Source organism: Comamonas sp. FG99 (assembly GCF_057808605.1).
The window spans coordinates 113111-133510 of record NZ_JBMDII010000010.1; the positions used below are offsets into that span (position 1 = coordinate 113111).

Consider the following 20400-nt stretch of genomic DNA (forward strand, 5'->3'; position numbering starts at 1 on the left):
TACGCAGCTGCAAGCCGCTGCGGCAGGGCGCCTATCCGGTCACCAGCGCCAGCACGCCCAGCACCGCGAAGATCGCGGCGCAGACGCGGTGGATCAGCGTAAGCGGCAGGCGGCGGGTGAGCTTGTCGCCCAGCCACACCACCGGCGCATTGGCCAGCATCATGCCCAGCGTGGTGCCGGCAACCACCCAGTAGTAGGCCGAGTACTTGGCCGCCAGCATCACCGTGGCGATCTGCGTCTTGTCGCCCATCTCGGCCAGGAAGAACAGCAGCACCGTGGTGCCGAACACGCCAAAGCGGCCGGGGCCTTCGCTGTCCTCGTCGTCAAGCTTGTCGGGCACCAGCATCCAGATGGCCATCGCGATGAAGGAAATGCCCAGGATCCAGCGCAGCACGTCGGGGCCCAGCACGGTGGTCACCCAGGCGCCGACCGCGCCGGCCAGCGCATGGTTCACCAGGGTGGCGGCAAAAATACCCAGCACGATGGGCCAGGGCTTGCGGAACTTGGCGGCCAGCACGAGCGACAGCAACTGCGTCTTGTCGCCCATTTCAGCCAGGGCGACGACAGCGGTGGAAATGAAGAAGGCTTCCATGGAGTGGGGAAAAATAGTTGTAGCCGGATAAGACCAAGACAGCATCGGCCCCACTCCGACTCCGGCATGGGATCGGTGTGCGGCCAATGGTCTCGCCCAACATCGGTTGACATCGCATGCGCCATGGGTTCCGAAGACGGCTCCCAAGTCTGTTGACGCATGCTCCCGGCGCATTGCGCGGCGGGCAGGCTACTCCCCAAAGACGGTCGCCATTCTAGCCCAAGGGCTGCGTGCGGCTTGCGGCGGGGCCCCTGTATGCCGCCTCCGCCCATGGGGCCAAATTAAAGGTTTTCCCTAGGAATCAGGGTTTTCTAGCGGTTTTCCACGCTGGTTTTTGCGGTTTTCTTGCAACAAGGCGAAAAACGCTTGTGCACAGGGCTTTTTTATGCCACAGAATGGAGGATGGAGGTAAATCCTCCATGGTATTAGCGGTGACTTGTCAGTTTCGTTTAGGCGCACATCACGTGGAAAATCCCCCATGCAAGGTGTCGCATCGCTCGGGACTCCATCGCGTTTTTCAGTGTTATCAGGAGTCCCTGGATGGGCAACAAGCTTTACGTTGGAAACTTGCCGTACTCTGTACGTGACAGTGATCTGGAACAGGCCTTTGGTCAATTTGGCGCAGTGACCAGTGCCAAGGTCATGATGGAGCGCGACACCGGCCGCTCCAAAGGCTTCGGTTTCGTGGAAATGGGCAGCGATGAAGAAGCCCAAGCCGCGATCAATGGCCTGAACGGCCAGCCGCTTGGCGGCCGCAACCTCGTGGTGAACGAGGCCCGTCCGATGGAAGCCCGTCCCCCCCGCACCAGCGGCGGCGGCTTTGGCGGCCCCCGTGGCGGTGGCGGCGGCTACGGCGGCCCCCGCGGTGGTGGCTTTGGCGGCGGTGGCGACCGCGGCGGTTACGGCGGCGGCGGCGGCGGTGGTGGCTACGGCGGCGACCGTGGCGGCTACGGCGGCGGTGGTGGTGGCCGCGGCGACGGCGGCTACAACCGCGGTGGCAGCGACCGCGACAGCGGCTTCCGCAGCCCCTACGGCCATGGTTCGCGCGGCCGCGGCGGCAGCCAAGGCGGCGGCTACGACAACAACGACGACTATTGATATCCCCAGCCTGGGCCCACTGCAAGCCCAGGCAAGGCCTTCAAGACAAAAAACCCCGGGAGATGCCTCCTCGGGGTTTTTTCATCCCCGGGCCGCCCCAAGGTGAAAAAGTGCGCCCTCGGGGGAAGCAGAGGCTACACCCAGTGAGCAAGCGTGGGCCGCTATTTTCAGCCCCGGCTCTCACCGTGGCGGTGCTTGCGTGGCCGATTGGCCACCGCCCGGTCATAGAGCCCATTGGGCAGCAGCCGCATGAGCTTGGCCACCAGCCCCATCTGCCAGGGAATGACGCGGTAGCTCGCACCGGCCTCGATGGCGGCGAACGCCCGGTCCGCAAATGCATCGGCCGGCATCAGAAAGGGCATGCCGTAGCGGTTGCCCTGCGTCAGCGGCGTATCCACGAAGCCCGGGCAGATGGTCACGACGCGCACGCCCGATGCACGCAGCTCCACGCGCAGGCTTTCGCAGTAGCTGATGGCGGCGGCCTTGCTGGAACAGTAGGCGCCATGCCCCGGCAGCCCCCGGATGCCGGCGACGCTGGCAATCCCCACCAGCCGCCCCGCTCCACGCGCCTGCATCGGGCGGATGAAGGCATGGAAGGTGGCCGCCATGCCCAGCACATTGGTGGCATAGGTGCGGGCCATCACCTCCAGGTCCTCGCGCTCGGCCGTGTCGATGCCATGGCTGATGCCGGCATTGGCCACCACCACGTCGGGCAGGCCCATCTCCGCCAGGCATTGCCCGCTGGCGGCGATGATCTGGGCGGCATCGCCTACATCGGCGCCATAGGCGCGATAGTCCTGCGGGCCGAGGGCATGGGAGCCGGCCCACGCCTCGATCGCTTCGGGCCGGCGCGCCACCAGCGCCAGCCGCCAGCCGGCGCGGCGGTAGCGCAGCGCCAACGCCTGGCCGATGCCGCTGGACGCACCGGTGATGAAGGCCAGGGGGGCCGCCTGCGTGTGCACCGCACGCCCTATTTGCTGGGCACGAGCATGCCGCGCACGCGGCCCTTGAGCTCGGCCACCTGGGTGATGTTGTTGTAGGTCATGGCATCGGCGGTAAAGCGGTCCTTGCCGCGCAGCAGCTCCACCGGCTGGTTGGAGCTGACCCGCTCTTCGTTGACCCAGGCATGCAGGAATTCGCCGCGAAACTCCATCGTGGCCTGGTTGGCCGTGCCCTTGCCCGGCTGGCGCACCACACGGGCATTGCCGAAGAGCTGCACCTCGGATGCGTCGGCATTGGTGAGGGCCCGGTTCGCCGTGCCAACGGTGGTGGCGCCATCGGGCCGGATGGAGCGCATGTGCGCCTGGTCGATCTCCATCGTCTCGTTGTCCATGAAATGCCGGGCATAGATGCCTTGGACCTCGCTGGTCAGCCGCCCGGCGGCATCGAAGTTCTTGACCGAGAAATCCTTCATGTAGTAGTCCACCTCATGGCCGGGCTTGACCTCGGGTACCGGCATGACCGGCTGCGGCGCATTGCGCACCAGCCACCAGGTGCCCAACGCCAGCACCCCCATCAGGATCACCGGCAGGTAGATGGACGCGAGGTCCCACACCCGGCGCGAGCTGAAGCTGCGGACATTGAACTTCATTGCGCGTACCGGTCCAGCAGATGCACGTAGGCGCCCGAGGCGGCGAGCAACAGGTCGCAGAATTCGCGCGCCGCGCCCGCCCCGCCCGGCAGCCGGGTCACGAAGTGGGCGTTGGCGCACACCTCGGCATGGGCATTGCAGGGCGCACAGGCCAGCTGGCAGCGGCGCAGCACCGGCAGGTCGGGCCAGTCGTCGCCGATGCCGGCGGCCTGGCTCCAGTCCAGCCCCAGGCCGGACAGCATCTCCTGCGCCGCGGGCAGCTTGTCTTCGGTGCCATAGCGCACCTGCTCGACACCCAGCGCACCCAGCCGGTGACGCAGCGCGCGCGAATCGCGGCCGGTGATCACCGCCGGGGTGATGCCCGCCTCGCGCAGCAGCTTGATGCCATGGCCGTCCAGCGTGTTGAAGCGCTTGAGCGTCTCGCCGGCCTCGCTGATATAGAGGCCGCCGTCGGTAAGCACGCCGTCCACGTCGAAAAACGCCACTTTCACGCCCTGGGCGCGCAGCAGCAGCTCAGCCGGCCATTGCTGGCTGGGGCTGAGCAGGGGAAGCCTTGCCATCGCCATCAGATCACCTTGGCCCGCATCAGATCGCCGATATGCACCATGCCCACCAGGCGGCCGGCGGCGTCGGTAACGAGCACGCTGGTGATACGGTGCTGCTCCATCAGCGCCGCGGCATCGGCCGCCAGCGCGCCCGCCTCGATGCGGCGCGGATGGGCATGCATGACCTGCCCCGCGGTGGCCTGGCGCAGATCGGCTCCGGCCTCGATGCGGCGGCGCAGGTCGCCGTCGGTGAACACGCCCAGCAAAACGCCGTCGCCATCGACGACCGCGGCCGCACCCAGACCCTTGGCGCTCATCTCGCGCATCAGGTCGCTGAAACTGGTGTCGGGCCGCACGCGCGGCAGCTCGTCGCCCGAGCGCATCACGTCGGCCACATGGGTCAGCAGGCGCCGCCCCAGCGCACCGCCGGGATGCGAACGCGCAAAATCCTCGGCCCGAAAGCCCCGCGCCTCCAGCAGGGCCACGGCCAGCGCATCGCCCATGGCCAGCTGGGCAGTGGTGCTGGCGGTGGGTGCGAGGTTCAGCGGGCAGGCCTCCTTGTCGACCCGGGTATCGAGCACCCAGCCGGCATGGCGCGCCAGCGCCGATTCCGGGCCGCCGGTCATCGCCACCAAGGGCACCCCCAGGCGCTTGAGCACCGGCAACAGCACGGTGATCTCGCCACTCTCGCCGCTGTTGGAGATGGCCAGCACCACATCCTGTGCGGTGACCATGCCCAGGTCGCCATGGCTGGCCTCGCCCGGGTGCACGAAAAAGGCCGGCGTGCCGGTGGACGCCAGCGTGGCCGCGATCTTGCGGCCCACATGGCCGCTCTTGCCCATGCCCATCACCACCACGCGGCCGCGGGTGCCCAGCACCAGTTGCACCACCTGCACGAAATGCTCGTCCAGCCGGGCCGCCATTGCGCTGATGGCCTGCGCCTCGATGGCAAAGGTGGCTTGCGCCAGCGCGAGTATCTGCGTGCCATCGATACGCGCAGGCAAGGAGGGGGATACGGTCATGCGGGGATTTTATCGAAGCCCCGGCGGCCTGCCGATCCACAGGCCATTACTACGGAATTGGTAGCTGACAATTATTGTATTTATTGGGCTGGCTATTGTTTTTATATGAAATCCAGGTATTCGACTACCATGAATGCTTTGCCATCCAGCCAGGTTGCCATGCAAGCTCCCGACGTTACGGAATACCTTCGCCACCATATCCGCACCGTGCCGAACTGGCCCGCGCCGGGCGTGCAGTTCCGCGACATCACGCCGCTGCTGCAGAATCCTCGGGTGTTCCATGTGCTGATCGATGCCTTCGTGCACCGCTACATGGATCGCGAGCGCCGCCCGGACGTGGTGGCAGGCCTGGATGCGCGAGGCTTCATCCTCGGCTCGGTCATCGCCTACCAGCTCAAGGTGGGTTTCGTGCCCATCCGCAAAAAGGGCAAGCTGCCCTTCACCACGGTGGAGGAAACCTACGAGCTGGAATATGGCAGCGCCACGGTGGAATTGCATTCCGACGCGGTGCAGGCAGGCGACAAGGTCCTGCTGGTCGATGACTTGATCGCCACCGGCGGCACCATGATGGCCGGCAAGAAGCTGCTCGAAAAGCTGGGCGCCCAGGTCATGGAAGGCGCCGCCATCGTCGACCTGCCCGAACTGGGCGGCTCGCAGCGCCTGCGCGATGCCGGGCTGGCGCTTTTCACCCTGGTGGATTTCTCCGGCCACTGATCCGCTCCGGCCCCGGCCGCAAGCGGCCTCCATACGCCGCCAGCAAACGCCTGCACTGCTACCCAGGCCCATACCCAGGCCTGCGCCAAAGACGCCCACACCCACGCCATGCGGTGGGGTCACACCCCCAGTTCAAGCTGCAATTCGCCTCGGCGGGTCTTTTTTCATATTACGAAAAATAACCCGCTACAAAGCCACTCCATGCACAGATCTGTGGATATCTCTGACGAAAAATCCTTGTTATCCACAGATAGCGGCTAAATTTTAAAATTATCCACAATTCAGGTACACGCTGTCCCTGTGCTCGGAAACAGGGTTGGCAGTTATCCACATGTTTGATTTTTCAAGGGAATTCAGACTTATCCACAAATAATGGCGCGCTCTACTACTATCTACTAATCTATTAAAACGAATACAAGAAAAACCCAAGGCATCGCAAAACAGCAGAAATTTTCATATTGTGAAAATTTCTTTGTATTTCATGGTTTGACGGACGCCGCTGCGGTGCGGTCAACGGCTGTTTCACAGCCCTGCTTGCGCATCGCCTTCGTGCTCCGACCCGTGATGCCATGGTTTCATGGATGGCGTGCGTGCCGAATACGGCCATGTTTCGCGAATTTTTCGTAATCCGGAAAGACAACAAAAAAACCGCCGAGGTCCAAGACCAGGGCGGTTGGATGAGACGGCTGCCGCAGCTGGAACCAGGCCAGCTAGCCGCCTACAGGCTTGTCCATGCGCTCAGAAATGGCGTGCGTAGCGCAGCTGAACAAAGTTTTCCCCAGGGTTGGGGGACTTGATCGATCCGTTGGAGAAGTGCTCCAGGCGAACCGACCATTCGTTTTCACGGCGATTGCCGGTGAAAAAGCCTGCGCCGATATGGCTGCCGAAGTTGAAGGCTGTGGAAAAGTCCTTGTCCTTGCTGTGATAGAGATGGTTGGAGACGAAGCCACCGATGCCGGCCTCGACAAACCAGGGGAAGCTGCTGGCGCTGTGCAGGCGCAGCGTCGGCGTCAAGCCCACAACGAAGATGGTGCGGCGGCCGGAATCATCGGCCTTGTGCGAGTTCCAGGCCGCCAGGCTCATGTCCCAGTGGGCGGTGACCATGTTGCCGCCCCAGTTGGTATACCAGTCCATGGGAACCGTGGAACCTACCGTGAGGGAGCGGGCGCCCTGCTCGGCGGTGCCGGCTTGCAGGTACAGTGTCGGCGCCTGGCGGGAGTCTATGAACTGGGCATGGGCGGTGCCAAAGAAGCCAGCGGCGCCAAGGGCCGCCGCAATCGGGAGTAGAGCGCGTGGATGCATGTGGTGGATGGTATGAGTTGACCTGCTCGCCATCATACTTCCGCCGCCTGCGCGGCGCTTGTCAGAAAAAAGGTGCACATGCTATCCATGTGCGCCTGTGGCCGTGGTGGCCCAGCCACGCCTACTGGCTGTTGATGCTATGTTTTATATAGCTTCAATCCCCTTGAAACATAGGTTTGTCAGGATGCGCTGGGAGGCGCGCCGTGGGGCCGATGGTGGCCATCATGGGGCCGGCCGAACATCTTCAGGGCCTGCGTGTCGAAGGTTTTCTGTTGTTCCGGCGCCAGTGCCGCATAGAAGGTCTTGATGGCCTGGTCGCAGCGGTCGGCTTCAGCCTGGTGCTGGCTGCGCATGGCCTGCAGCGCATCGATGCGCTGCGGAGTGGTCATGCCGGCGAAAGCCTTGCGGTCCATCGGGGGCGAAGTGCGGGCCTGCGGCTTCATTGCCGACACATAGGTACTCCAGGCGGCTTCCTGGCTGCTGGTGATATTCAGCGCCGCTTTCAGGCGCTGCCAGTGCTGTTCCATCCGGGCCTGCCGCTCTTGCTTGGAGGCTGGATGGCGGTGCATGGGAGCGCTTGCGGTTGTCGACGGCGCCATGCTGGCATCACTTTCCGTGGAATTTTGCGCCATGGCCGGCATGGCCATGACCGCAAAGATGGCGGAAGCGATGGTGTTGCGTTGCAAGAGCGACATGGGGACTCCTTTCTTGGTAACTTGCCACGCAGTGTGCGCAGCGCATGTAAGTCGGGCGTGCCGTCTTGGTATGGCTGTGTAAAGAGTTGGCAACATTTTTGGCGCCGGGCCTGCCGGGCCTTGTTGCGCATACGGGGCACGCATACGGGCACAATACGCGGCAACGTAATGCAAGGAATTCCCATGTTCAAGAACATGATCATTTATCGCATCGCCGAGGCCTGGCAGCCCGATTGGGAGGCTCTCGATGCAGCTCTGGCCAAACAAGTGTTCGAGGAATGCGGCGCGACGCAGGAACAATCCGCCGGCTGGATGCCGCCGCGCGGCGAAGCCCATGGCGCGATGGTGGAGGTGGTGAGCGGCCAGTGGATGATGCGCTTCGTGACCGAGAGCAAGATGCTGCCGGCATCGGTGCTCGCGCGCAAGCTCAAGGAAAAGGTAGCGCAGATCGAGAAGGCCGAGGGCCGCAAGCCCGGCAAGAAGGAGGCGCAGGAGCTCAAGGATGAAATCAAGCTCGATCTGCTGCCCATGGCCTTCACCAAGCAGGGCGGCATGTGGGTATGGATCGATCCGCAGGCGCGCCTGCTGGTGCTCGATACCGGGAGCCAGTCGCGCGCGGACGAAGTGGTGACGGCCCTGGTCGAGGCATCGCCGGGCTTTGCGGTCGCCCTGCTCGACACACAGACTTCGCCACAGGCCGCGATGGCTCACTGGCTGCACAGCCAGGAAGCGCCGGCAGGCTTTTCGATCGACCGCGAATGCGAGCTCAAGAGTGCCGACGAGGCCAAGGCCGTGGTGCGCTATGCGCGCCACCCATTGGATATCGACGAGATCCGTGCCCACATCGACGCCGGCAAGATGCCGACCAAGCTCGCCATTACCTGGGATGACCGGGTGTCGATGGTGTTGACCGAAGGACTGCAGCTGAAGAAGGTGGCGCTGCTCGATGTGGTGCTGGAGGGACAATCCAGCTCGGGAGACGATGCGGGCTTCGACGCCGACGTGGCCATTGCCACCGCCGAGTTCAGCCGCCTGATTCCAGATCTGCTGGAAGCCCTGGGCGGCGAAGGCCGCACCGAGTTGGGGGCGGTGGCGCCAGCGCAAGGCTCACCCGGCAATGCGGATGCCGTACCGCGCCAGCGCCCGGCAGCAACCGGCCGCGGCACCATGACCGGGCCGCAAGAGGCGCCAGCCGATGCAGACCCCGCGACTATGCCCTTCTGACCCCGCGCCGCAGGGGATATTCCGATCTAGGGCGGTGAAGCCAGATCGTCCAGTATGGGACAGTCGGGCCGGCCATCGCCGTGGCAGGCATGCACCAATGACTGCAGCGTGCGCTGCATGGCCTGCATGGCGGCGATGCGTTCGCTGAGGTGGTTGATGTGCTGCTGCGCGATCTCCTTGACGGATGCGCTGCTGCGCTGCTTGTCGTTCCAGAGGCTGAGCAGCAGCTGGATTTCTTCGATGGCAAAACCCAGATCCCGGCTGCGGCGGATGAACTGCAGCGTATGCACATCGGCCTCGGTGTACATGCGGTATCCGTTGTCCGAACGGTGTACCACCGGCAGCATGTTCAGCGATTCATAGTGCCGCGCCATGCGGGCCGAGATGCCGGCCATCGCTGCGGCGCGGCTGATCGACACCGGCCAGCGCACGGTGGCCGGTGCAGGGCTTGGGTCGCGTCGGGTGCTTTGCGCCATGGTTGTTCAGCCGGTAACCTGGTAGCCCTCCGCAGCGATGGCGGCGGCAACCTTCTCCTGCGGTTGGGTGGTGTCCACGGTGACCTGGTTCTGGGCTCGGTCGATGCGCACCTGAGCGGCGGCATCCAGCCGTTGCACAGCCTGGGTGACAGCCCTCTCGCAGTGGCCACAGGTCATGCCCTGGACATTCAAGACGTATTGCATGGAAGCTCCTTTCAACAAGGGGAAGTGGTGATGTGCATATGCTGGATGTTGACATGATGTCAATGTCAACCCTTGTGGGAAAGCCGCTGTTTCACGTGAAACAGCGGCCTTGAATGCTGGAGTCCTAGTTCTCTTCAGCAATCGCTTTTTGAACGCTGGGGCGCGCTGCAATGCGCTCCAGGTACTGGTTCAGCTTGGGCAGTGCGGAAATGTCGATCTTGACGAAGTGGGTCCAGTTGCAAACGGTGAACAAATAGCCGTCCGCCACGGTGAACTGGTCACCCATCAGGAATTGCTTGCCCTGCAGCCCCTGCTCAATGAAGCCCAGGCGCTTGAGAATCTGGGCCTTGGCCTGCTCCTTGGCTTCGTCCGGTGTGTCGGGCTTGAACAGCGGGCCGAAGGACTTGTGGACCTCGGTGCCGATGAAGCTCAGCCATTCCTGCAGCTTGTAGCGCTCGAAGGTACCGTTGGCCGGCGCCAGCTTGGAGGCAGGCGCCTGGTCGGCGATGTACTGGACGATGGCCGGGCCTTCGCGCAGGCGCTGGCCGTTGTCGAGTTCCAGCACAGGTACATAGCCCAGCGGATTGATGGTGTAGAAGTCCGTGCCATCCTTGAGCTGGTGGGTCTTGGTGCTGGCCAACTCCAGCGTATAGGGCAGGCCCGCCTCGATGAGCGCGATATGCGGGGAGAGCGAGCAGGCGCCGGGTGAGAAATACAGTTTCATGAGAGCACTTCCAGAAAGTTGGAGCTGCCATCCTAGCGCTTCCGGAAGCACTTTGCAGTGCGGTGGCTTGCTTGCGGCTCAACGGTGTTTCACGTGAAACAAGTGGTGTGAAAGACACCGCCCGCACCGAGAAAGCCCGCAGCAACTAAAATAGCTGTCCTTCGGCGAGGCAACAGCGGTGCTTCGCCATCTGACTGTCATGGCACTCTCCGCAGGGCTCGAGAGTATGCGCTATGAGTGCCGCAGCGAATGCGGATCGAGCCCAGGAAGAGGCCCTATGAGCCATACACCCTATACCTATCCACAAGAATTCGACGTGATCGTCGTCGGCGGCGGCCATGCCGGTACCGAAGCCGCCTTGGCCGCGGCCCGCATGGGCTGCAAGACCTTGCTGCTGAGCCACAATATTGAGACTCTGGGGCAGATGAGCTGCAATCCCAGCATCGGCGGCATCGGCAAGGGCCATCTCGTCAAGGAGGTGGACGCATTGGGCGGCGCCATGGCCTTGGCCACCGACCAGGGCGGCATCCAGTTCCGGATTCTCAACAGCTCCAAGGGGCCGGCGGTACGGGCAACCCGAGCCCAGGCCGATCGCATCCTCTACAAGGCGGCCATCCGGAACATGCTGGAGAATCAGCCGAATCTGTGGCTGTTCCAGCAGGCGGTGGACGACCTGATGGTGGAAGGCGACCGTGTGGTGGGCGCGGTGACCCAGGTGGGGATCCGTTTTCGCTCGCGCACCGTGGTGCTGACGGCAGGTACCTTCCTCGACGGCAAGATCCATGTCGGCCTGAACAACTATGCTGCAGGCCGCGCAGGCGATCCGCCGGCGGTGAGCCTGTCGGCGCGCCTGAAAGAGCTGCAGCTGCCGCAAGGGCGCCTCAAGACGGGTACCCCGCCGCGCATCGATGGACGCAGCATCGATTTCGGCCAGTGCGAGGAGCAGCCGGGCGATGGCATGCCCGGTGGCGTCAATGAAGGCGTGCTGCCGGTGTTCAGCTTCATGGGCAATGCCGCGATGCATCCCCGGCAGGTGCCTTGCTGGATCACGCATACCAACGAGCGCACGCACGAGATCATCCGCTCCGGCTTTGACCGCAGCCCCATGTTCACCGGCAAGATCGAGGGCGTGGGCCCGCGCTACTGTCCGAGCGTCGAGGACAAGATCAACCGCTTCGCCGACAAGGAAAGCCACCAGATTTTCCTGGAGCCCGAGGGGCTGACCACCCACGAGTACTATCCCAACGGCATCTCGACCAGCCTGCCCTTCGATATCCAGTATGAGCTGGTGCGTTCGATGAAAGGTTTGGAGAACGCGCATATCCTGCGCCCCGGCTATGCCATCGAGTACGACTATTTCGATCCGCGTTCGCTCAAGAGCAGCTTCGAGACCCGCCAGATCCAGGGGCTGTTCTTTGCCGGCCAGATCAATGGCACCACCGGCTACGAGGAAGCAGCGGCGCAGGGCTTGTTTGCCGGGGTCAATGCCGCGCTGCAATGCCGGGGCGAGGCAGTGTGGACCCCGCGCCGCGACGAGGCCTACCTGGGGGTGCTGGTGGATGACCTGATCACCAAGGGGGTGACCGAGCCCTACCGTATGTTCACCAGCCGGGCCGAGTTCCGCCTGCAGCTGCGCGAGGACAATGCCGACATGCGCCTGACGGAAACCGGGCGTCGCATGGGTCTGATCGACGATGCGCGCTGGGATGCATTCAGCCGCAAGCGCGATGCTGTTTCACGTGAAACAGAGCGCCTCAAGTCCACTTGGGTCAATCCGCGCATCCTCGACGCGGCCGAGGCCGAGCGGGTGCTGGGCAAGGCCATAGAGCGCGAGTACAACCTGTTCGATCTGCTGCGCCGGCCGAATGTGAGCTATGGGGCGCTGATGGGCATGGATGGCGGCAAGTATTCGTCTGTCGAGGTTTCACGTGAAACACTGGGTGACGAGCTTGCTCCAGCCGTGCTGGAGCAGGTGGAGATCGCTGCCAAGTATTCCGGCTATATCGACAAGCAGAAGGACGAGGTGGAGCGTGCCGCCCATTTCGAGAATCTGCGCCTGCCGGCCGAGCTGGACTATATGCAGGTCGCCGCCTTGTCGTTCGAGGTGCGCCAGAAGCTGCAAAAACACCGCCCGGAGACGCTGGGGCAGGCATCCCGGATATCCGGTGTTACACCAGCGGCGATTTCTTTACTGCTGGTGCATCTGAAAAAAGGCGGATTCAAGGGGTTTGCGCCACTGCCAGACGCTACAGTGCTGGCATGACCGCATCGCTTGAATCATCGCTGCGCCAGGGGCTGGCGCAACTGCCGCTGGAGCTGGAGGATTCCCAGGTGGGGCAGCTCATGCTGTTCCTGGATCTGCTGCAGAAGTGGAACCGGGTATACAACCTCACGGCGGTGCGCGATCCGCAGGAAATGCTGACCCATCATCTGCTGGACAGCCTGGCCGCGGTGGTGCCGCTGCAGCGCCACTTGCAAGGGCTGGGCCTGGCCGAGCCACGGCTGCTGGATGTGGGCAGCGGCGGGGGGCTGCCAGGCGTGGTCTTTGCCATCTGCCTGCCGCAGCTGGATGTGAGCTGTGTGGATACGGTGGGGAAAAAGGCCGCTTTCATCCAGCAGGCGGCCGCGAGCCTGCGGCTGAAGAACCTGCATGGCATCCAGTCGCGGGTGGAGCGGCTCACGCAGCGCTATGACGTGGTAAGCTGCCGCGCATTTGCCGCGTTGCAGGACTTCACCGCCTGGTCGCGCCAGGCATTGAAGGAGGGCGCCTGGTGGCTGGCGATGAAGGGCAAGCTGCCACAGGCCGAAATGGCACTGCTGGCGCAGGATGTGGTGGTGGAGCGGGTCGAGCCGCTGGCCGTGCCGGGCCTGGACGCGGAGCGCTGCATCGTCTGGATGCGGCTGCGCGTGGCGAGCGAATAGGAACTGCAGTGCCTGTCACTGCCAAGCAAATGGACATTCCATGGCAAAAATTTTCTGCATAGCCAATCAAAAGGGCGGGGTGGGCAAGACCACCACGGCCGTCAACCTGGCGGCCGGCCTGGCCCGGGTCAAGCAGCGCGTGCTGCTGGTGGACCTGGACCCCCAGGGCAATGCCACCATGGGCTCCGGCGTGGACAAGCGGGCGCTGGCGAGCACGGTCTACGATGTGCTGCTGGAGTCGGCCCATATCCGCGATGCGGCCGTGTATTCCGAAAAGTGCAAGTACTGGGTGCTGGGCGCCAATCGGGAGCTGTCGGGAGCCGAGGTCGAACTGGTGGAGCTGGAGCGCCGCGAAAAGCGCCTGCGCGCCGCATTGGAGCAGGCGCGGGATGATTTTGATTTCGTGCTCATCGACTGCCCGCCCAGCCTGTCCATGCTTACGCTCAACGGGCTGTGCTCGGCCCATGGCGTGATCGTGCCCATGCAGTGCGAATACTTCGCGCTCGAAGGCCTGACCGACCTGGTCAACACCATCAAGCAGGTGCATGCCAACCTCAACAAGGATCTGCAGATCATCGGCCTGCTGCGGGTGATGTTCGATCCGCGCATCACGCTGCAGCAGCAGGTCAGCGACCAGCTCAAGGACCATTTCGGCGACAAGGTGTTCGACACGGTGATTCCCCGCAACGTGCGCCTGGCCGAGGCTCCCAGCTACGGCCTGCCCGGCGTGGTCTTCGATCCGTCGGCCAAGGGCAGCCAGGCGTTCACCGACTTCGCCAAGGAGATGGTACGCCGGGTCAAGAAGATGAAATTCGAGTAAAACACCTTCCCGATACCATGCCGCCTGTGCCAACCGCTATTGAAAAATGAGTATTTCCCCTGCATCCATCAAGATCCTGCCCGGCTGGCAAAGCAGCGGCCCAGGGCATTGGCAAAGCCTGTGGGAAGCGCAACATGGCTACCAGCGGGTGGAGCAGCATGACTGGCTGCATCCCAGGCGCGGCGACTGGTGCGCGCGGCTGGAGGAGGTGGTGGTGGACAGCACCGGCCCGCTGGTGCTGGTGGCCCACAGCCTGGGCTGCATTCTGACGGCCTGGTGGGCCTGCCATACGCGCCATGCGGCCCGGGTGCAGGGGGCCCTGCTGGTGGCGCCCGGCGACGTCGAGCGGCCCGATCTGGCGGCGCAGATTACCGGATGGGCGCCGATCGCGATGCAGCGGCTGCCGTTCCCGTCCATCCTGGTGGGCAGCCAGGACGACCCGTATTGCAGCGCCGAGCGCGCCCGGGCGATGGCGGATGCCTGGGGCTCGCGCTGGGTGGATCTGGGCGCGCGCGGGCATATCAACGCAGAATCGGGCCTGGGCGACTGGGCCGCAGGCCAGGCCCTGCTGGCAGAACTGACGAAAGTGGATTGACCATGGCAACCAAGAAACCCAAAGGCCTCGGACGTGGACTGGAGGTGCTGCTCGGCCCCAAGGTGGAGCCCGCCGCCGCGGCTCCGGCTGCCGACGAGGCCCATACGCCGCACCAGCTCGCGCTCAGCGACATGGTGCCGGGCATCTACCAGCCGCGCACCCGCATGGACGAAGGCGCGCTGTACGAGCTGGCCGAGAGCATCAAGGTGCAGGGCATCATGCAGCCCATCCTGGTGCGCAAGCTCCAGGGCGGCGGCAACGCGGGCAAGTACGAGATCATCGCCGGCGAACGGCGCTTCCGGGCCGCGCGCCTGGCGGGGCTGGACCAGGTGCCGGTGCTGGTGCGCGAAGTGCCGGACGAATCCGCCGCGGCGATGGCGCTGATCGAGAACATCCAGCGCGAGGACTTGAACCCGCTGGAAGAAGCCCAGGGCCTGCAGCGCCTGGTCAAGGAGTTCGGCCTGACGCACGAGCAGGCCGCGCATGCGGTGGGGCGTTCGCGCTCCGCCGCGTCCAACCTGCTGCGCCTGCTGCAGCTGGCCGAGCCGGTGCAGACCATGCTGATGGCGGGCGACGTGGACATGGGCCATGCGCGCGCCTTGCTGACGCTGGAGAAAGCCACGCAGATCACCGCGGCCAACCAGATCGCGGCGCGCAAGATGTCGGTGCGCGAAGCCGAGAACCTGGCCAAGAAGCTGGCGGCCGAGTTCAGCCTGGCGCCACAGAAAAGGCCCCGCAAGGAGAAGTCCCGCGACATCCGCCAGGTCGAGGAGGAGCTGTCGGACCTGCTGGCCGCGGCCGTCGAGGTGCGGGTGAAAAAGCGCGTCAAGCGCCATGGCCGCATGGAGGACATGGGCGAGCTGGCGATCCAGTTCGGCTCGCTGGACGAGCTCAATGGCCTGATCGACAGGTTGCGCGCCAGCGACTGACGGCCCGCGGCCCTGCATATTTGATACAAAAAGCCGGAAAAACCATAGAGGTTTGCTCTGGGAATGCCACGCTGAAATTCCTACAATCGTCGTCGTTCACAATTGAGTGAAAGTGTTACGGCGGTTTGGGGCCATGGGCCCCTACTTTTTTACAGTGCATGGATGAGCGGGAGCGAAATATGAGGAAACTGGTGATTGCAGGTTTGGCCGTGCTGGCCTTGGCGGGGTGCGAAACCACCAATATGCGCATGGGTTCGTCCGATGCGAAGACCGTGGCAACCGGCGCCGCAGGCGGGGCGAATGCCGAAAACGCCAATGGCGAGCTCGAGCGCTGCCAGTCGCCGCTGGGAACCGTGTCGCTGGTGGAGAACCAGAGCGCCGGCTGGTACACCATCCTCACCCAGCAATACCGCCTGCCACCCACGGCCCAGCTGCTGCGCCTGATGGTCCAGCAGTCGAACTGCTTCGTGGTGGTGGAGCGCAGCACCACCGGCATGAACGCCATGGCGCGCGAGCGCGCCCTGATGGGCTCGGGCGAGATGCGCGGCGGCAGCAACATGGGCAAGGGCCAGATGGTGGCGTCCGACTACGCCATGTCGCCCGAGGTGATCTTCAACCAGAGCGATGCCGGCGGCATGGGCGGTGCGGTCGGCGGCCGCGCGGGCGGGCTGTTCAGTGCGCTGGCGGCGTCGACCAAGACCCGCGAGGCCTCGGTGATGCTGACGCTGGTGGACAACCGCTCGGGCGTGCAGGTATCCGCATCCGAGGGCTCGGCCTCCAAGACGGACTGGGGCGGCATGGGCGCCCTGTTTGGCGGCGCTGCCGGCGGCGCGCTGGGCGGCTACACCCGCACGGCCGAAGGCAAGGTGATCGCCGCGGCCTTCATGGATGCCTATAGCCAGATGGTGCGCGCGCTGCGCAACTACAAGGCCCAGTCGGTGCAAGGCCAGGGCCTGGGCGGCGGCGGCCGCCTGGGCGTGGACGGCGGCGCCGCGCCCAGCCAGACCTCGGCGCCAGGCGCCGCGGCGGGGCGCATGACGATGAAGCAGGCGCAGACGCGGCTGAACGAGCTGGGCTACAACGTCGGCTCGGCGGACGGCCAGGGCGGCCCCCGCACTGCCGCCGCGCTGCGCACCTACCAGCAGGACCAGGGCCTGCCGGTGAGCGGCCGCCTCGACCAGGCCACGATGCGCCAGCTGGCGCAATAAGCCTGGGGCGATAGCCCGGCGTGGCCCATGGCTGCCAATCCGGGTATTTCGGGTATTTGGGTCATTGGGCATATCGCACCTTCTTCGTGCGATATGCCGGGCTGGCTAGCATGGAGCGCTTTGTCTTGCATGAAGGAGATGAAGCCATGAACATGGCCATGCCGCCCTTTTGGGCATCCTGGTTGTACCGGCCGGCGGAATTGCGCATCGATGTGAGCCCGATTCCGCCCCAGCAGCTGGAGGGCGAATGCGCCTCCATCCACGATCGCATCCACACGCCGGGAGACCGGCTGCACGGGATACCGGAGATTGCGCTGTCCGATCCCCGTTTTGCCATCCGCTGGCGCGAAGCCGATGGCGAGTTCTATGTCTACGTCGAAGACACCCATGCGCACCGCATTGCCGGCTTCACCGTCTTCAATCGGCTGATCGAGGTCGATCGGCGCGCGGACCGCTATATACGCGGGCCACATTCCAAGTTTTCCGCTGCCTACCAGCGCCGGGGCCTGGCCTCGTGCATCTACCGCTGGGCGCTGGACGCCGGCCTGTGCCTGGTGACCGGCGCCCGCCAGTCGCCGGGGGCGCATGCGCTGTGGCGCGCGCTGGCGCGCGACTACCGGCTGGGCTTTGTCGACGTGCAGGACAAGCGGCTGCGCTACCTGGGCACCGAGGTGCCGCCCGAAGTGCTGGGCGCGCTGCCCACCCGCATGTTCCTGCTCGGCCGCGGCTGGAGCCTGGGCAGCTTCGCCCAGGCCACGCGCATGAATCTGGACAGGCTGTGAATAAGTCTGTGGATACCCTGGTGGTGACCTGTTGGCTTGGTGTGCGCAGCTTCAGCGCGGGCGGCGCATGACGAAGCTGTTTTCGGCGCTGATGGTGAAATAGTCCCCCGGCCCGCCGGCGCGCAGCAGGGGCTGGCCCAGCGCGGTCTGGTAGATGCCGTCCTTGAGCAGCCGCCGGGCGATATGCACCTGCACTACTTCGCCCAGCACCAGCCAGGTCGGGACGGTGGCGCCCGCTGCGGTCTGCAGCTGGATGATCTGCGTGCAGCGGCACTCCATGGTCACCGGGCTTTCCTGCACCCGCGCGGGCTTGACCCGCACCGAGGCCTGCGGTGTCAGCCCGGCCAGCGCGAACTCGTCCACCTCGGGCGGCACGGCGGCGCAGCTCTGGTTCATGGGCTGGGCCAGCGGCTCGCAGGCCAGGTTCCAGACGAATTCGCCGGTGGCTTCGATATTGCTCAGCGTGTCCTTGCGGCCGATGCTGGCGAAGCCGATGATGGGCGGCACATAGTTGAAGGCGTTGAAAAAGCTGTAGGGCGCCAGGTTGCGCACGCCGGCGGCGCTCAGCGTGGAGATCCAGCCGATCGGGCGCGGGCCGACGATGGCATTGAAAGGGTCGTGGGGCAGGCCGTGGCCATCTTGCGGAGCGTAGGAGTGGAGGTCTTCAGTCATGGTGGTCGAGGGATGAAAGCAGGGTGGCGGGCGCCTCGGGCCGGTGCACCAGGAAGCGTGCCGGCGACAGGCCCACCGCCTTGTGCACCATGGCGCTGAAGGCGCTGGGGGTATAGCCCAACTCGGCCGCGATCTGGCGGATGGACAGGCCGCGGGCGCCCAGCTGCACCGCCCAGGCGAGTATGACCTGCTGGCGCCATTGCGTATAGGTGCAGCCCAGCTCCTGGCGGAACAGCCGCGCCACGGTGCGCGGGCTGGCGCCGGTGTTGCGTGTCCAGGCCTGCAGCGTGTCTTCGGCGGCCGGGTCCTGCAGCACCGCCTCGCACAGGCTCTGCAGGCGCTTGTCGCGCGGCATGTCCACGCGCAGGTGCAGCACGGTGGCGCGGCTGAGCTCGTCGAGCAGTAGCGCGCTCACATGCCGTTCGCGGCGCAACTGGGCCGAGTCGGGTGGATTCTGGCCGTCGGGCAGGGTGGACAGGGCCTGGGCCAGCGCGCGCATCAGCTCGGACATTTCGAGCACCCGGCAGTGCTGCCAGTGGGCATCGTCCGCGCGCGAGTCGCCCGGCCCATAGCGTCCCGCGGGCCGGTGGATGTAGAGCGTGCGCAGCTCGGCGCTTTCCACCATGGTCACCGCATGCTCCACCTGCGGCGGGATCCACAGCGCCCGGCCCGGCGGCACGATGAAGGTGGCCTGCGGCACCCGCAGCCGTATCGTGCCGGTGGTGGACATGGCCAGCTGCGCCCAGGGGTGGCTGTGCGGGCGCACCTGCGTGTTCTTGTCCAGCAGGCGCAGCTTGGCCCGCACCGGGCGCTCGCGCGTGGGCACGAAGAGATGGGGCGTGAGCGAGTCCACATAGCTGCGCGCCCGGATATCCTCCAGTGAAATCACGGCCATGCCTGCCTCCTTGCCAAGGGTTGGCGCATTGGCGATAGTAATTGGCCTGCTATCGCATACCTGCCGCCTGGGATTTCTTTACCATCGGGGCCATGATTGACACCACCGCCTCCGTGGCGCCTGCCGACGGCATCGGCAGCCTGCGCCAGGATACCCGAACCATCGGCCTGATCGGGCTGGCCCACGGCTCCTCGCACTTCTTCCACCTGCTGCTGCCGCCGCTGTTCCCCTGGCTAATCGCCGATTTCGGCTACAGCTATTCGGAGCTGAGCATACTGGTGTCGGTGTTCTTCGTGATCTCGATGACCGGCCAGGCGCTGGCTGGCTTCGTGGTCGACAAGGTGGGCGCCCGGCCCATCCTGTTCTCGGCGCTGTCCAGCTTCGTGCTGGCCGGCGTGCTGGCCAGCCTGGCCCACAGCTTCAGCGGCCTGGTGCTGGCCGCGGTGTTCGCGGGGCTGGGCAATGCGCCCTTCCACCCGGTGGACTTCACCATCCTGAACAAGCGCGTATCGCAGGCGCGGCTGGGCCATGGCTTCTCGGTGCATGGCCTGGCGGGCAACCTGGGCTGGGCCACGGCGCCGGTGTTCATGGCCGGCATCACCTCGGCCTTTGGTTCGTGGCGCCTGGCGTGTCTGTGCGGCGCGGCGCTGGCGGCCCTGGTGCTGGCCGTCATGGTCGTCAACCGCGAGGCGCTGGACGACCGGGCGGCCGTGCCCGGCGCCGGCCCCGCCAAGGCTGCTGCCGCCGCCGGCGCAAAGCCCGAGCACCCGATGGCCTTCCTGCGCCTGCCGTCGGTATGGCTGTGCTTCTCGTTCTTTTTCTGGACCACCTGTGCGCTCAGCGCCATCCAGTCCTTCGCCAGCCCGGCGCTGCAGCGCCTGTACGGGCTGGACGTCAAATGGACCGCGTTGGTGGTCACCGGCTACATGCTGTTTGGCGCGGCGGGCATGGTGGTCGGCGGCTTCGCGGTGGGCAAGGTGCAGCGGCTGGAAAAGCTGATTTCCGCAAGCCTGCTGGGCTCGGCCGCGCTGCTGTTCATCGTCGGCACCGGCTGGCTGCCGGGCATGGCGGCGCTGGCGGTGGCCGCGGTGGCCGGCTTTGGCACCGGGCTGGCCGGCCCTTCGCGCGACATGCTGGTCAAGCGTGCCGCGCCACCCGGCGCCACCGGGCGCGTGTATGGCACGGTCTATTCGGGGCTGGACCTGGGCTTTTGCCTGGGGGCGCCGGTGTTCGGCTACCTGCTCGACCACCAGCTCAACGCCGGTGTCTTCATGGGCTCGGCCATGGCGCTGGCGCTGAGCGTGGTGTCCGCTGGTTTCGTGGGCGCGGGCGTGGCGGCGCGCAAGGCGCAGCTGGCATAGCGCCATAGATCCTTGCGCGACGCGCAACC

At 65.2% G+C, this 20400-nt stretch carries 23 protein-coding genes and 1 riboswitch; of the genes, 11 read left to right on the forward strand and 12 right to left on the reverse strand.

Going from position 1 to position 20400, the window contains the following annotated elements; all coding sequences use genetic code 11:
- Positions 1 to 31 precede the first annotated feature (31 nt).
- Complete coding sequence (locus ACODRX_RS09125) at positions 32 to 592, reverse strand: TMEM165/GDT1 family protein (protein WP_488871091.1); 561 nt, start codon at positions 590 to 592, stop codon at positions 32 to 34.
- Positions 593 to 607: 15 nt separating this feature from the next.
- Positions 608 to 802: riboswitch (yybP-ykoY riboswitch) on the reverse strand.
- Positions 803 to 1132: 330 nt separating this feature from the next.
- Here ACODRX_RS09125 and rbp point away from each other — a divergent pair.
- Complete coding sequence (gene rbp, locus ACODRX_RS09130; RefSeq protein WP_488871092.1) at positions 1133 to 1690, forward strand: RNA-binding regulator; 558 nt, start codon at positions 1133 to 1135, stop codon at positions 1688 to 1690.
- Positions 1691 to 1857: 167 nt separating this feature from the next.
- Here the strand turns inward: rbp and ACODRX_RS09135 are convergent, their stop codons facing one another.
- From ACODRX_RS09135 to ACODRX_RS09150, 4 genes are read right to left on the reverse strand one after another with little or no spacing between them, the layout of a single operon-like run.
- Entirely contained in the window at positions 1858 to 2652 is a 795-nt protein-coding gene (locus ACODRX_RS09135; RefSeq protein WP_488871093.1) for an SDR family oxidoreductase, read from the reverse strand.
- Positions 2653 to 2660: 8 nt separating this feature from the next.
- Entirely contained in the window at positions 2661 to 3281 is a 621-nt protein-coding gene (lptC, locus tag ACODRX_RS09140; protein ID WP_488871094.1) for an LPS export ABC transporter periplasmic protein LptC, read from the reverse strand.
- The gene (locus tag ACODRX_RS09145) at positions 3278 to 3841 is read right to left on the reverse strand and encodes a KdsC family phosphatase (protein WP_488871096.1); all 564 of its coding nucleotides are present in this window, start codon (positions 3839 to 3841) and stop codon (positions 3278 to 3280) included. The genes lptC and ACODRX_RS09145 overlap by 4 nt, the downstream gene beginning before the upstream one ends.
- Before the next feature lie 5 nt (positions 3842 to 3846).
- Entirely contained in the window at positions 3847 to 4848 is a 1002-nt protein-coding gene (locus tag ACODRX_RS09150; protein ID WP_488871097.1) for a KpsF/GutQ family sugar-phosphate isomerase, read from the reverse strand.
- Positions 4849 to 5007: 159 nt separating this feature from the next.
- On the opposite strand from ACODRX_RS09150, the gene ACODRX_RS09155 reads away from it, so the two are divergent.
- Positions 5008 to 5562 (forward strand): adenine phosphoribosyltransferase, encoded by a 555-nt coding sequence (locus ACODRX_RS09155; RefSeq protein WP_488871098.1) that lies wholly within the window; start codon positions 5008 to 5010, stop codon positions 5560 to 5562.
- A gap of 738 nt (positions 5563 to 6300) precedes the next feature.
- Here ACODRX_RS09155 and ACODRX_RS09160 read toward each other — a convergent pair.
- Together ACODRX_RS09160 and ACODRX_RS09165 are read right to left on the reverse strand one after the other, a co-directional pair.
- Positions 6301 to 6864 (reverse strand): acyloxyacyl hydrolase, encoded by a 564-nt coding sequence (locus tag ACODRX_RS09160; protein WP_488871099.1) that lies wholly within the window; start codon positions 6862 to 6864, stop codon positions 6301 to 6303.
- 179 nt (positions 6865 to 7043) lie between these two features.
- Positions 7044 to 7511, reverse strand: a complete 468-nt coding sequence (locus ACODRX_RS09165) for a Spy/CpxP family protein refolding chaperone (RefSeq protein ID WP_488871100.1) — start codon at positions 7509 to 7511, stop codon at positions 7044 to 7046.
- A 231-nt stretch (positions 7512 to 7742) separates the two neighbouring features.
- Here ACODRX_RS09165 and ACODRX_RS09170 point away from each other — a divergent pair, with 231 nt between their 5' ends.
- Complete coding sequence (locus tag ACODRX_RS09170) at positions 7743 to 8783, forward strand: recombination-associated protein RdgC (RefSeq protein ID WP_488871102.1); 1041 nt, start codon at positions 7743 to 7745, stop codon at positions 8781 to 8783.
- 26 nt (positions 8784 to 8809) lie between these two features.
- On the opposite strand, the gene cueR is transcribed toward ACODRX_RS09170, so the two are convergent.
- The 3 genes from cueR to gstA all read right to left on the reverse strand — a co-directional run bounded on the left by cueR (position 8810) and on the right by gstA (position 10187).
- The gene (cueR, locus tag ACODRX_RS09175; RefSeq protein ID WP_488871104.1) at positions 8810 to 9259 is read right to left on the reverse strand and encodes a Cu(I)-responsive transcriptional regulator; all 450 of its coding nucleotides are present in this window, start codon (positions 9257 to 9259) and stop codon (positions 8810 to 8812) included.
- Positions 9260 to 9265: 6 nt separating this feature from the next.
- Complete coding sequence (locus ACODRX_RS09180; protein ID WP_488871105.1) at positions 9266 to 9463, reverse strand: heavy-metal-associated domain-containing protein; 198 nt, start codon at positions 9461 to 9463, stop codon at positions 9266 to 9268.
- Positions 9464 to 9587: 124 nt separating this feature from the next.
- On the reverse strand, positions 9588 to 10187 hold the full coding sequence (gene gstA / locus ACODRX_RS09185) for a glutathione transferase GstA (RefSeq protein ID WP_488871106.1): 600 nt from the start codon (positions 10185 to 10187) through the stop codon (positions 9588 to 9590).
- Positions 10188 to 10464: 277 nt separating this feature from the next.
- Between gstA and mnmG the strand changes: the two genes are divergently transcribed.
- The 7 genes from mnmG to ACODRX_RS09220 all read left to right on the forward strand — a co-directional run bounded on the left by mnmG (position 10465) and on the right by ACODRX_RS09220 (position 17443).
- Entirely contained in the window at positions 10465 to 12450 is a 1986-nt protein-coding gene (gene mnmG / locus ACODRX_RS09190) for a tRNA uridine-5-carboxymethylaminomethyl(34) synthesis enzyme MnmG (RefSeq protein ID WP_488871107.1), read from the forward strand.
- The gene (gene rsmG / locus ACODRX_RS09195; protein ID WP_488871109.1) at positions 12447 to 13109 is read left to right on the forward strand and encodes a 16S rRNA (guanine(527)-N(7))-methyltransferase RsmG; all 663 of its coding nucleotides are present in this window, start codon (positions 12447 to 12449) and stop codon (positions 13107 to 13109) included. The genes mnmG and rsmG overlap by 4 nt, the downstream gene beginning before the upstream one ends.
- Positions 13110 to 13149: 40 nt before the next feature.
- Entirely contained in the window at positions 13150 to 13929 is a 780-nt protein-coding gene (locus tag ACODRX_RS09200; protein WP_488871110.1) for a ParA family protein, read from the forward strand.
- A gap of 46 nt (positions 13930 to 13975) precedes the next feature.
- On the forward strand, positions 13976 to 14524 hold the full coding sequence (locus ACODRX_RS09205; protein WP_488871111.1) for an RBBP9/YdeN family alpha/beta hydrolase: 549 nt from the start codon (positions 13976 to 13978) through the stop codon (positions 14522 to 14524).
- A 2-nt stretch (positions 14525 to 14526) separates the two neighbouring features.
- Positions 14527 to 15453, forward strand: a complete 927-nt coding sequence (locus ACODRX_RS09210; protein ID WP_488871113.1) for a ParB/RepB/Spo0J family partition protein — start codon at positions 14527 to 14529, stop codon at positions 15451 to 15453.
- A gap of 179 nt (positions 15454 to 15632) precedes the next feature.
- Positions 15633 to 16661, forward strand: coding sequence for a peptidoglycan-binding protein (locus ACODRX_RS09215; RefSeq protein WP_488871115.1), 1029 nt, complete (start codon positions 15633 to 15635; stop codon positions 16659 to 16661).
- A 146-nt stretch (positions 16662 to 16807) separates the two neighbouring features.
- Positions 16808 to 17443, forward strand: coding sequence for an N-acetyltransferase (locus ACODRX_RS09220; protein ID WP_488871116.1), 636 nt, complete (start codon positions 16808 to 16810; stop codon positions 17441 to 17443).
- 51 nt (positions 17444 to 17494) lie between these two features.
- On the opposite strand, the gene ACODRX_RS09225 is transcribed toward ACODRX_RS09220, so the two are convergent.
- A complete protein-coding gene (locus ACODRX_RS09225; RefSeq protein WP_488871117.1) occupies positions 17495 to 18115 on the reverse strand; it encodes a flavin reductase family protein in 621 nt (206 codons plus the stop codon).
- Positions 18108 to 19010: an AraC family transcriptional regulator gene (locus ACODRX_RS09230; protein ID WP_488871119.1), complete on the reverse strand. Its 903-nt coding sequence runs from the start codon at positions 19008 to 19010 to the stop codon at positions 18108 to 18110. Before ACODRX_RS09230 ends, ACODRX_RS09225 begins: the two co-directional genes overlap by 8 nt.
- A gap of 56 nt (positions 19011 to 19066) precedes the next feature.
- Here ACODRX_RS09230 and ACODRX_RS09235 point away from each other — a divergent pair, with 56 nt between their 5' ends.
- Positions 19067 to 20371 carry an MFS transporter gene (locus tag ACODRX_RS09235; RefSeq protein ID WP_488871132.1) on the forward strand — a complete coding sequence of 435 codons (1305 nt, stop codon included), beginning with the start codon at positions 19067 to 19069 and terminating at the stop codon, positions 20369 to 20371.
- Positions 20372 to 20400 lie beyond the last annotated feature (29 nt).

Coding starts and splice junctions, on each gene's coding strand:
- ACODRX_RS09125 (WP_488871091.1), bottom strand. CDS start 592: ATGGAAGCCTTCTTCATTTCCACCGCTGTCGTCGCCCTGGCTGAAATG.
- rbp (WP_488871092.1), top strand. CDS start 1,133: ATGGGCAACAAGCTTTACGTTGGAAACTTGCCGTACTCTGTACGTGAC.
- lptC (WP_488871094.1), bottom strand. CDS start 3,281: ATGAAGTTCAATGTCCGCAGCTTCAGCTCGCGCCGGGTGTGGGACCTC.
- ACODRX_RS09145 (WP_488871096.1), bottom strand. CDS start 3,841: ATGGCAAGGCTTCCCCTGCTCAGCCCCAGCCAGCAATGGCCGGCTGAG.
- ACODRX_RS09150 (WP_488871097.1), bottom strand. CDS start 4,848: ATGACCGTATCCCCCTCCTTGCCTGCGCGTATCGATGGCACGCAGATA.
- ACODRX_RS09155 (WP_488871098.1), top strand. CDS start 5,008: ATGCAAGCTCCCGACGTTACGGAATACCTTCGCCACCATATCCGCACC.
- ACODRX_RS09160 (WP_488871099.1), bottom strand. CDS start 6,864: ATGCATCCACGCGCTCTACTCCCGATTGCGGCGGCCCTTGGCGCCGCT.
- ACODRX_RS09165 (WP_488871100.1), bottom strand. CDS start 7,511: ATGGCCATGCCGGCCATGGCGCAAAATTCCACGGAAAGTGATGCCAGC.
- ACODRX_RS09170 (WP_488871102.1), top strand. CDS start 7,743: ATGTTCAAGAACATGATCATTTATCGCATCGCCGAGGCCTGGCAGCCC.
- cueR (WP_488871104.1), bottom strand. CDS start 9,259: ATGGCGCAAAGCACCCGACGCGACCCAAGCCCTGCACCGGCCACCGTG.
- ACODRX_RS09180 (WP_488871105.1), bottom strand. CDS start 9,463: ATGCAATACGTCTTGAATGTCCAGGGCATGACCTGTGGCCACTGCGAG.
- gstA (WP_488871106.1), bottom strand. CDS start 10,187: ATGAAACTGTATTTCTCACCCGGCGCCTGCTCGCTCTCCCCGCATATC.
- mnmG (WP_488871107.1), top strand. CDS start 10,465: ATGAGCCATACACCCTATACCTATCCACAAGAATTCGACGTGATCGTC.
- rsmG (WP_488871109.1), top strand. CDS start 12,447: ATGACCGCATCGCTTGAATCATCGCTGCGCCAGGGGCTGGCGCAACTG.
- ACODRX_RS09200 (WP_488871110.1), top strand. CDS start 13,150: ATGGCAAAAATTTTCTGCATAGCCAATCAAAAGGGCGGGGTGGGCAAG.
- ACODRX_RS09205 (WP_488871111.1), top strand. CDS start 13,976: ATGAGTATTTCCCCTGCATCCATCAAGATCCTGCCCGGCTGGCAAAGC.
- ACODRX_RS09210 (WP_488871113.1), top strand. CDS start 14,527: ATGGCAACCAAGAAACCCAAAGGCCTCGGACGTGGACTGGAGGTGCTG.
- ACODRX_RS09215 (WP_488871115.1), top strand. CDS start 15,633: ATGAGGAAACTGGTGATTGCAGGTTTGGCCGTGCTGGCCTTGGCGGGG.
- ACODRX_RS09220 (WP_488871116.1), top strand. CDS start 16,808: ATGAACATGGCCATGCCGCCCTTTTGGGCATCCTGGTTGTACCGGCCG.
- ACODRX_RS09225 (WP_488871117.1), bottom strand. CDS start 18,115: ATGACTGAAGACCTCCACTCCTACGCTCCGCAAGATGGCCACGGCCTG.
- ACODRX_RS09230 (WP_488871119.1), bottom strand. CDS start 19,010: ATGGCCGTGATTTCACTGGAGGATATCCGGGCGCGCAGCTATGTGGAC.